The organism is Oscillatoria sp. FACHB-1407 (genome assembly GCF_014697545.1).
GTDB lineage: Bacteria > Cyanobacteriota > Cyanobacteriia > Elainellales > Elainellaceae > FACHB-1407.
In genome coordinates, this window is the sequence record NZ_JACJSA010000003.1 from 55,011 (window position 1) to 66,432 (window position 11,422).

Below are 11,422 nucleotides of genomic sequence, written 5' to 3' on the forward strand. Positions count from 1 at the left end.
GGCTGCACGAGGATGAGGGAATGGGTGTCGGCAGACGATCTTGGCCGCAAAGCGAATTGACTCGCCAGGTTCTTCACAGACGTTGCTTAGGATTTTTGCGTAGAGAGCATCTCACCCACATCCCTCATGGAAATGGAATGCGACAAATCGTTGTAGATGCACGTCGAGTGTCCCTCGCAGTACTAAACTAAGTTTTGGCGTCTTTAGATCTGCTCGTCTGCGTGTAGATGTCGCGAATGAAGCTGCGCACTTTTATTTATGCTTTGGTGGCTACAGTCGTAGCGTTGCTGTTGATCGGTGTTGTGGGGTTCTACTGGCTGACGGCTCAGAGTCCGTTGGGCTTGTTGAGGGGTGGTCAAGCCAGTCCTGCGGCAGCGATGTTTGTGTCGAAGCAAGCTCCGGCGATGGTGTCGCTATTGGTCAATCCCGATCGCCTCGCAGCTTTTCGGGTGGCGATCGCCCAACCCGGTGAGCGACGACGAGCCAGAGCCGAAATTGAGCAGCTAAAAGAGACGTTGTTGACCTCACGGGGCATTCGATACGAGCAGGATGTGCAGCCCTGGTTGGGGGATGAGGTAACGCTGGCGGTGACCACCCCTGACCTCGATCGGGATGCTGAGAATGGCAACCAACCAGGCTATTTGTTGGCGATCGCCACTCGTAACCCACAGCGATCGCGTGAGTTTTTGCAACTGTTTTGGCAGAAACAGGCTGTTGCAGGCGTAGATCTGGTGTTTGAACAGTATTCTGGGGTCAAGATTATCTACGGCAATCCGGCTACCCCTGCGGCAAATCTCGCTAATTTGGCGAGTGCAGTGGTGGGCGATCGCTTTGTGTTGTTCGCCAACGACCCCAAGGTCTTGCGGGATGCGATTACAAATGTTCAGGCTCCGGATCTGAGTTTGAGCCGCAGCAAGACCTACCAGAAAGGATTGGAACAATTGCCCGATCGCCAGATTGGCACACTCTTTGTCAGCTTGCCACACCTGGGGGATTGGTTGAGTGGCAGTCAGTTTCATCTGATCAACGCCGACGATGAAGATCTGCCGCACCTGTACGAGAGTTTAGTTGTTGCGCTGGAGCTAGACCCTCAAGGTGTGGTTGCAGAAACCGCATTGTTGACCGCTTTGGGGCAAAAATTGACCCCTGTCAAGCCTGCGCTCTCGGAACCTGTGGAAGCGTTGCAGTTCATTCCTGCGACCAGTTCTCTCTCGGCATCGGGAGTTGACCTGCGCCAGTTTTGGCAGGATGTGACAACGGGCTTGGCAGATTACAGCGTCCTATCAGCGTTGATCCAGCGATCGCTCACTCCTCTGGCTCAATCCATCAAGGCAGAACCTCCGGACTTATTCAATTGGGTGACTCAGGAGTTTGCGTTGGGGTTGCTGCCGTCCCCTGTTAAAAATCAAGCGGAGTGGGTCTTTGTGGCAGAGCGATCGCCCGATACCGATAGCGCGATTGAGCGATTTAATGCGATTGCTCAACAGCAGGGACTGAGCACAGGGCCGCTCACCCTCAACGATCGCCCCATCTATGCCTGGACTAAGCTCTCCACGCTTGCCAACGGACGCAAACAACGTCCTCCGGCTGTGCAGGCTGAGGTTCAAGCCGTTCACACGACAGTTGGCAAGTATGAGGTGTTTGCGACTTCTGTTGCTGCCCTCGATCAGGCTCTCAATGCCGCAAAAAGCTCTCTGCTAACCAACGCTCAATTTCAACAGGCGATCGCTACCATTGCCGCAAGGAACGATGGCTACTTGTATGTGGACTGGCAAGCCGTCCGAAAGCTCGCCAGCGAACGCCTTCCCCTGCTGAAATTGACTGAAGTCGTTGCGAAACCCGTCCTCGATCATGTGCGATCGCTGACGATGAGCAGCTATGGGAACGAAACTAACGTTCGGCGAGGCACTGTTTTTATCCAATTGCAAAACCCATAACCACTGGAAATTCCTAAATTTACGTATAGTTGCCTACCGTTAGCCTGATTCTGTGATTTCTTGATAAGTGAGGTCGCTGATATCCTCGATGGTCCTATGGTCAAGGGGTGTGAGTACTCAAGCCTTCTGTCGCCTGCCTCACTCGCTCAGGTGTAAATAGTGAGCTAATATACCAAAAACTATCCAGGTGGGCTGAAACTCTCTTCTAGTCCGCTTTGCCAGACTTCTAGCCGGAGTCTGCCCTGAACGTGCAACTCTGTTGGAGCGACAGCAAAATTTGTCCTAAAAAATTGAGCCAATCCTCCAGAATCCCCAAGTTCCCCGCCCCATTCCCTACTCCCGATTTCCCCCTTACCCCCTAACACTACTGTCATGGTCAACCCTGTTATTACCGTCAACAACGCTGGCGACTTTGATGATGGCGATCGCTCCAATGGCGTGACTACGCTGCGAGAAGCGATTGTGATTGCCAACGCTCAAGCGGGTGATGATGCGATCGCCTTCGATTTTGCAGCACCTCAAACGATTACCCTGACAAGCGTTTTGCCCGTTATCAACAGCAATATCGCCTTTCAGGGGACTGGGGCTAACAGCCTTACCATCAGCGGTAATAACCAGTTTCAGGTCTTTTTTGTCAACAGTGGAACTGTCAACTTCGCCGATTTAGCGATCGCCAATGGACTGGCTCGGGGTGGCAATGGTAGCAGTCTGGGAGGCAGTGGTGGTGGTGGTGCGGCGGGTCTGGGTGGAGGTTTGCTGATCAACGACGGCACAGTTACCGTCAACAACGTGATCTTTGCCAATAACCGGGCGATCGGGGGCAATGGCGGGAATGCGACACCGGGCATCACCCTGGGTGGTAGTGGTGGGGGCGTCGGGGGCAATGGCAGCAATGTCGGGGGTAATGGTGGCAATTTTGGCGGTTTAGGAGGCATTACCGTCCCCGGCAATCCCGGTGGCACAGGAGGTGCGGGTGCGGGTGGCGGTGGCGGAGATGGCGGTGGCGGTGGCGTTCCAAGCTTTGTGGGTGGTGCTGGAGGCTTTGCGGGTGGCGGTGGCGGTGGTGGCGGCAGTATCGGCTTGGGCGGTAATGGCGGCGATGGTGGTTTTGGCGGCGGCGGCGGCGGTGGCGGCGGCGGATTCTTTGGCAATCCAGGCGGTGGCGGTGGCGAGGGAGGTCGCTTTGCGGGTGATGGTGGCAGTGGGGATGGCGGCAGGGGAACTGGCGGCGGTGGCGGTGGTGCAGGGCTAGGTGGTGCTGTCTTTGTCCGATCGGGGTCACTCACGCTCAACGGTGTGCGCTTTCAAGACAACCGAGCCGAAGGAGGGAACGGGGGGTCGGGTGCGCCCCAAGCTGGTGGTGCTGGACAGGGCAAAGGTGGTGCCATCTTTATGAATGATGGGGCAACTGTTAGCAGTGTGGGTGCCCTGCCCATCTTTAGCGGTAATGCCGCAACTGATTCAGCGAATACGGCAACCGATAACGGCAATGTTTTTGGGGCGATCGCCCTGGTCATTCCCCAGGTCAGCATTACAGGAGCAGGAACCCTGACTGAGACGGGTACGACCGGAACCTTTACCATTTCGCGCGGGAGCAACACACTGGGTGATCTGGTGGTCAATCTGGGGGTTGCTGGAGATGCAACTTTTGGTGCTGGAGGAGATTACACCGTCACTGGAGCCAGTAGCTTTAATGCCTCTACGGGTACGGTTGTGATCCCCGATGGAGTTAGCAGTGTCACCATTACTGTCACGGCAAATGACGACATTCAAGCTGAGGCAGCAGAGGCGATCGCCCTGATGGTGCAACCTGGAACGGGCTACACCATTGCAACCGGGGGAATGGCGACTTTGACCATTGCTGCCAATGATACGGTGGTGACGAATACGGGCGATCGCGGAGAAGGGTCGCTGCGGCAAGCCGTGATCAATGCCAATGCCTTTGCTGGAGCTGACACCATTAGCTTTGACACAGCAGGAAGCTTTGCCACACCACAAACGATTCAACTGTCCTCTGGGCAACTGGAGTTAACGGGTGATGTGACAATTACGGGAACCGGAGCCAATCAGTTGACGCTGGATGGGGGCGATCGCTCCCGGTTGTTTAGGGTCAACACTGGGGTCACGGCTAACATCTCTGGGGTCACAATCACCAATGGCTTTGCCAGTGGCGGTGATGGGGGCGGCATTTTGAATGCAGGTAACCTGACCCTCACCAATAGCGTTGTCAGTAACAGTGAAGCCGATCGCTTTGGGGGTGGCATCTTTAACAGTGGCACGCTAACTCTGCTGGGCAGCACTCTGAGTGGCAATCAGGCAGATCAGGGGGGTGGTGGCATCGGTAACACGGGTGGAGTGGCGATCGCCAACAGCACTCTCAGCGGCAACCGTTCTGATGGAAGTGGGGGTGGATTGGGCAACCTGGGACCAGCCGCACGAGCCACCCTAGCGAATAGCACCGTGACGGGTAACCAGGCAAATGGTAGCGGTGGAGGTGTTTTTGATGTCGTCACCTTATCCAATACGCTGATTGCTGGAAACAGCAGTTCTACGGCTCCAGATGTCGCTGGTAATGTCACCAGCAATGGCTTCAACCTGATTGGTAATGGTACGGGGGCAACTGGCTTTACCCCAGCCGATCAGGTCGGGACTGGAATAGCACCTATTAATCCTTTACTCAGTCCGTTAGGGAACTACGGTGGAACGACTCCCACCCATGCCTTGCTTCCAGGGAGTGTGGCGATTAATGCTGGTTCGACCGCTGCGGCTCCTGCTACTGATCAACGCGGGATTGCTAGAGTCGGCACGGCAGACATCGGTGCGTTTGAATCCCAGGGGTTTACTCTGACGGTGAGTGGTTCTCCTCAGCAAGCATTGGTGAGTCTACCCTTTGAGCAACCGTTAATCGTCACCGTGACCAGTGCCGCAGGGGAGTCTGTCCAGGGAGGTCAGATTACCTTGACCCCACCGACTACGGGAGCCAGTGCCCTCCTCAGTAGCTCTACGGTCATCCTCGATCCCTCCGGTCAAGGTATAGTAGCTGCGCTCGCCAACGCTGTCAGTGGCACCTACACCGTCACTGCCACCGCAAGTGGGGTCACACCGGGGGAATTCGTTCTGACCAATGTTGTGCCAACGATCGCCCTGTCGCCCGCCACGCTCCCCAATGCGATCGCCGGAGTCCCCTATTTACAGACCCTGACGGCAACCGGAGGCAGCGGCAGTTACAGCTTTGCCGTGAGTTCCGGGAGTCTGCCCGCAGGCTTGACCCTATCCCCAGCGGGAGTCATCAGTGGCACCCCAACTACCACTGGATCGTTTAATGCGGCGATCACCGCGACTGATGTTTTGGGGTTTGTGGGATTGCAAACCTACTCACTGCAAACGCTGGCAGGTGCTCCGGCGGCGATCGCCCCCCTACCTGGCACAACGCCCCAAGCCACACTCGTGGGTACAGCGTTTACCAACCCCTTGCAGGTGCGCCTTACGGATGCTTTTGCGAACCCCATCAGTGGTAGTAGTGTTGTCTTCACTGCGTCCAATGTGGGAGCCAGTGGCAGTTTTGCTAACAGTTTGACCTTTACCGCCAGCACCGATAACAACGGCATCGCCACCGCTGCTCCCTTCATCGCCAATGCGATCGCTGGTAGCTACACCGTCATGGCTACCGCAGGCAACTTGTCCACCAGTTTTAACCTGACTAACAATCCCCCAAATGCCCTCTCGCTTGTTTTACCGACTGCTCAGACCGCAATTGAGGGGTTGCCACTGGTCTTCTCTGCGTCGGCTGGAAACCCCATTTCCTTTGGCAATCTGGCTAGTGACACGCTGGAAGTCAGTCTGGCAGTCAACACTGGGGTCTTGACACTGGGGAACACGGCTGGCTTGACCTTTACTGTGGGCGACGGCACGGCAGACCCAACCCTGACCTTTAGTGGGGCGATCGCCAGCATTAACGCCGCTCTGGAGACTCTTAGTTTCGTCGCAGTGGATTATTGCGGTGATGTCAGTCTGCAAGTCAGTGGTAGTGCGGCTGGCATCAGTGGCAGCGGCACAGTACCCATCACAGTCGGGGGCATTACCCTGACAGGTAGCGGCGAACTGAACGGCACCCAGTGCGAAGACACCCTCACTGGCAGCACCACCAACGATGTCTTCACGCCTAAACGAGAAGACGACCTCCTAACAGGAGGGGGTGGTCAAGATAGCTATTTGATTCGACTGGGAGATGGCACGGATACCATCACCGACTTTAGTGGAGTTGGCACCGGATTTTTGCCAACAGCAGCAACGATCGCCAATGCGGACACACTGAAGTTTACCGGGGCAGGGCTAACGCCCCAAAATCTGCTGATGACTCAGATTGGGGCAGATGTGGCGATCGCCTTTGAGGGCATTTCGACGGTGCAGGTGATTCTCAAAAACATCTCCCTTGCCACGCTCGATAACCTGGCCACGACGACAGGTGCCTCCCATACGTTGAGCAATATCTGGTTTGATGGGCAAACTGCACCCCAGGACAACCTGGATGTCATTGATGCCAACTCCACCCGAAACACGGTGTTCAACACCAATGCCGTTACTTTTTTGAATGACCTCAACAACACCGTATCTGGCTTTGACAACTCCGCTGATGTGATCAACGGTCAAGCCGGAGACGATCGCCTCGATGGTAGGAGCGGTAACGATCTGCTGCGGGGAAATCAGGGCAACGACACTTTGTTGGGGCGCGATGGAGAGGATCGCCTCAGTGGGGGCGATGGCAATGACAGTCTGACGGGGGGCACGGGTCGCAATACCCTGACAGGTGGCGAAGGCAGTGATCGCTTTATCTTGACGCGATCGGGAGGAACGGACACGATCACTGATTTTGTGGATGGAGTCGATCGCCTCGGATTGCCTTCTAACACCTCCTTCCAAAATTTGGTCATCACGCCAGGAACAGGGGCAAACAGTAACAACACCCTGATCCGACGCAGTGGCTCCACTGAAATTATTGCTATTTTGATTGGCGTTCAAAGTAGCCTGATTACCTCGGCTGACTTTGCCACCTCGTAAACTGGATCTCATGACCTCCAGAATTCAAACCCTACCCACTGAGGTAGTTCACCTCATGGCGGCGGGAGAAGTGATTGACTCGCTTGCCGCTGTCGTACGCGAATTAGCCGAAAATGCGATCGATGCAGGGGCAACCCGGATTCACGTTGCTCTGTGGTTGCCCCAATGGCGGGTGCGAGTGGCAGACAACGGCAGTGGCATCAGCCTGGATGATTTAAAGCAGGCAGCCACCCCCCACAGCACCAGCAAGATCCACAACAGCGATGACCTGTGGCAGATTAACAGCCTCGGTTTTCGTGGAGAAGCGTTGCATAGTCTGGCTCAACTGGCTCAGCTCGAGATTTGTAGTCGCTCTATGCAGTCGCCTGAGGGGTGGCGGGTCGTCTATGATGCGCAGGGTGACCCGTTGACTGTAGATGTCGTGGCGATCGCCCCTGGTACAGTCGTCACGGCGGCTGACCTGTTTGGGAACTGGCTCCCCCGTCGAGAAAATCTTCCCAACGCCACACAACAACTACGGGCAGTCCAGGCCGTCATTCAACACATGGCACTGTGCCATCCCCACATTACCTGGCAGGTGGAGCAGGACGATCGCCCCTGGTTCTCTATCTGGGCAAGCCCTTCTCCCCAGCAAATCCTGCCCCAACTCCTCCGCGATCTCCAGCCCCCCGACCTCCAGGAACTCCTGATTCCCCTACCGGAGCTGATCCCCTCAACAGAGGCACTTAACCCAACAGACGCGATGAATAGTGTCTCCCCTCCCTCCTCCCTCTACCTGCTCATCGGACTGCCCGATCGCTGCCATCGCCATCGTCCTGACTGGGTTAAAGTTGCCATCAATGGGCGAGTGGTCAAAACTCCTGAACTGGAGCAGGCAATTCTAGGGGCTTTTCGCCGTACGCTGCCGCGCGATCGCCACCCAATTTGTTTTCTGCACCTACAAATTCCGCCTGACCAGATCGATTGGAATCGTCATCCCGCCAAGACAGAAATCTATTTGCAAGCGGTGGAACACTGGCAGGAGCGGGTCAGAGAGGCGATCGCCCAGACGATGCAACTCAACGGCAGCTTACCTGAAGCGACCCACGCTCAACGGTTGGGGCAATTGCTCAAAGTGGCAGAAGCGCAGGGAGCCTACCATCACAGCCGCTCCCTGCAATCGCTTACACCTGAAGCGGTGGAGGACGATCCGGTAAACCACCCACCACAATCGCCCAGTGCTCTTCGAGCGATCGCCCAGGTTCACAATATGTATATCCTGGCGGAGCACCCCAACGGCGTCTGGTTAGTGGAGCAACACATCGCCCATGAACGGGTGCTCTATGAACAATTGCGCGATCGCTGGACCCTCGTTCCGCTCGATCCACCCATTATTCTTCCGCAACTCTCACCCGCTCAAATCGAACAACTTCAACGGTTAGAGTTAAGCGTGGATTGCTTTGGCAATGACCTGTGGGCAGTCCGCACCGCTCCAGAACCGCTAGCCCAACGCCCTGATTGTGCTGATGCCCTGCTCGAACTGAGTCTGGGCGGTAACCTCGATACGGCCCTCGTTGCTACTGCCTGCCGCACTGCCATTCGCAATGGCACACCGCTGACCCTGACAGAGATGCAAACCCTACTCGACCAGTGGCAACAAACCCAGATGCCCCGCACCTGTCCCCATGGCCGTCCGATTTGTCTGCAACTTGAGGAATCGAGCCTTTCCCGCTTCTTTCGGCGACATTGGGTCATTGGCAAAAGCCATGGCATCTAGCCGCTTACGTCGGTTCGGGTTAAGCCCCTAACGAATCAATTGGTGGTTATCAGAACCAAGTCCGCCGTCACGGACTACAGAAAGTCAAGAGTTTGCCAAACCGACGCAGGTCGGTTTTGCTCCCATAGCGGCGGTTTCAACCGCCAAGATTCTTATCTCGAACTCAAGTTTATTTACAGGACAACGAACCAAACACCTGCTCCGCGATCGCCTGTGCTTCATCCCCAGATGTCGTAAGCGTGACAAACAGTAGGTTTTGATTGTGTTGTATAGCCGTTTGATAGGTCAGAGTCGGGATAGTGCTAGTCATCGTGCTCTGCTCTCCCTCAACTACTGTCACCGTCACCGCTTGTCCACACAACTGCTTGGTTTCGGTGCGGCTAGCCAGAATGCTAATATTTTGACCACTTTGGTTCTCAAAGCTCTCTCTAAACGAGCTTTGGAATGAGTCCTGAAACTCATTTGCGTTGCTGGGCACTTTACCCAACATCAGCGTCACCTCCCCAGGATTGCTCGCACTGCCCACACCAACAAAGGTCATACCGCTAAATTCCATGGACATAAACCCTTCAGATCCGCCTGGAATGTCGTAACCCATGATGCTCTGAGCCGTTTGCTCTGCCTGTTGTGGGTCAGCAGACATATTGAGAAATCGCTGGACAAAGAAGGCTAAGCCAATGCTTCCAAGAATGAATAGGAGAAATAAGCCACCGCAACCAATTCCAATCCACTTGAAGACGTTGAGGGATTTTTGCGGTTGAGGAACTTGAGGAGTATCCATATCTTCTTCCTTAAGGTGGATGTAGAAGGTCGCTCAAGCCTAACTGATCTAACCCCAGCCTGTAGAAAAAAGTTATGGTTTTTGATGTCGCTCTCCTCTGCATTAACTGGATTGTTGTATCCACGTTTCCCGAACGCGATCAACCACCTGATCCAACCCAACTGCCCGTGAAGCTTTTAACAAGACGCGATCGCCCGGTTTGATCAAACTCAGTAATCTTTCCACAACTTCATCGTGACTTGACAATTGCTCTGTAGGGGTCGGATTGGCACCCTTTGCCATGGCTTGACTCTCCTCCTCATCCGCCAAAATCAGCAGATGATCAAGATTCAGGTCACGCACGGCTACCCCTACCTGATGATGAAATTCGGGCGATCGCTCCCCCAGTTCTTTCATCGTCCCCAACACGGCAATCCGTCGGCGACCTGATGTTTGGGATAGCAGGTGCAACGATGCCAGCATGGATTCCAGGCCAGCGTTATACGTTTCATCGAGAAGCACGACATCTTGCGGCAAGTCGTATCGGCGGGCTCGTCCTTTCGGTAATTCCACGGTGACCCCTTTCATTAAAGGCGACCAATCGATACCCAAGACGTTGGCAACCGTTAACGCTGCTAGATAATTCAAAGCATTGTGGCGTCCCGGTAAAGGCAATGGAAAGGTCATCCCTTCCACAACGAGGGTTTGAGGATCGAGCAATTGTCCGTGAATGTCTCCCCCTTCCAGTCCATAGGTCAGAGTTTTACCCTGCCATACCTGTGCTGCTGTTGCCGTTAAGCGAGCATTGTCATGGTTCAACACGGCAACTCCGGTCACTGGCATCTCGGCTAAAAGCTCACATTTAGCGGTAGCGATCGCCTGCTCTGATCCCAACCGACCAATATGGGCTGTCCCTACGTTGGTAATGACAGCGATGTCAGGACGCGCAATCTGGCTCAACAACGCGATTTCCCCCAGCCCTCGCATTCCCATCTCAATCACGGCATAGTCGTGATTCTCGCTCAGGTCGAGTAGCGTTTTGGGTACCCCAATCTCATTGTTAAAGTTTCCGTACGTTTTAAAGACGGTGCCTTGAGTGGCTAAAACCGCTGCAATCAGCTCTTTAGTGGTGGTTTTGCCGACTGACCCTGTGACCGCAATTAAAGGAATTGTAAAGCGGTTGCGCCACCAGTGGGCGATCGCCTGATACGCTACCAGAGTATCTTTTACAACCAGTAGCGGTAGGGCTTCTGCACCAGAGACGACGTGATCGACAACCGCAGTGATCGCTCCTTGTTCAATTGCCTGTTGCACAAAGGTATGCCCATCAAAGGTTTCACCCCGCAATGCCAGAAACACTTCCCCCGCTTGCAACGCTCGGCTATCCGTGGTGATCCGGGCTGCAATCGTCATTTGATCACGCGATAAATAATTCAGGGGTGTGGCTTGGAGAATCTCAACCAGTTGAGCCGGGGAAACGTGACAGGTCATGTAATCGAATCATGAATTGATTAGGTAATCATACCCTTGGTATTCGTTCTTCGATGCCTTTAAATCAAGAAGATGAACTTTAGAACAAGAGTACGCACAGTATCGTATTGCCCTAATTTAAATCACATATAGTGATAGTAAATCTACTGAGAAACTATCAGTAAAACGACCTGATTTGAATGACCTATTTTGAGTGCAGCTACTCTTTTTCTTCATCAAAGCTTCATACGTATGGTGACTTGAATCACAGTATCCATTAACTAAATTTAAGTACCATCAAATACGTTATGAAGTAGAGACATTAGCGCGATTAAATAACCAATCCATCCGACCTAACTGAAGTTGGATGGCTCGTGTAGTGACTCTTCTAACCAGGTCTTGGCGGTAGCTAAATTTGGCATAGTAGAGTGACCTTTGAAA

The 11,422-nt window shown here is 54.3% G+C and carries 5 protein-coding genes; 3 read left to right on the plus strand and 2 right to left on the minus strand.

Going from position 1 to position 11,422, the window contains the following annotated elements:
* The first annotated feature begins 236 nt into the window (after window positions 1-236).
* The 3 genes from H6G89_RS06185 (at window position 237) to mutL (ending at window position 8,751) form a co-directional block, all read left to right on the plus strand.
* Complete coding sequence (locus H6G89_RS06185; RefSeq protein WP_190504441.1) at window positions 237-1,937, plus strand: DUF3352 domain-containing protein; 1,701 nt, start codon at window positions 237-239, stop codon at window positions 1,935-1,937.
* 372 nt (window positions 1,938-2,309) lie between these two features.
* Window positions 2,310-6,995, plus strand: a complete 4,686-nt coding sequence (locus H6G89_RS06190; protein ID WP_190504442.1) for a beta strand repeat-containing protein — start codon at window positions 2,310-2,312, stop codon at window positions 6,993-6,995.
* Window positions 6,996-7,005: 10 nt separating this feature from the next.
* Entirely contained in the window at window positions 7,006-8,751 is a 1,746-nt protein-coding gene (gene mutL / locus H6G89_RS06195) for a DNA mismatch repair endonuclease MutL (protein WP_190504443.1), read from the plus strand.
* Window positions 8,752-8,920: 169 nt separating this feature from the next.
* On the opposite strand, the gene H6G89_RS06200 is transcribed toward mutL, so the two are convergent.
* Complete coding sequence (locus tag H6G89_RS06200; RefSeq protein WP_190504444.1) at window positions 8,921-9,532, minus strand: hypothetical protein; 612 nt, start codon at window positions 9,530-9,532, stop codon at window positions 8,921-8,923.
* Window positions 9,533-9,634: 102 nt separating this feature from the next.
* Complete coding sequence (locus H6G89_RS06205) at window positions 9,635-11,002, minus strand: UDP-N-acetylmuramoyl-tripeptide--D-alanyl-D-alanine ligase (protein ID WP_190504445.1); 1,368 nt, start codon at window positions 11,000-11,002, stop codon at window positions 9,635-9,637.
* Between the last annotated feature and the right edge of the window lie 420 nt (window positions 11,003-11,422).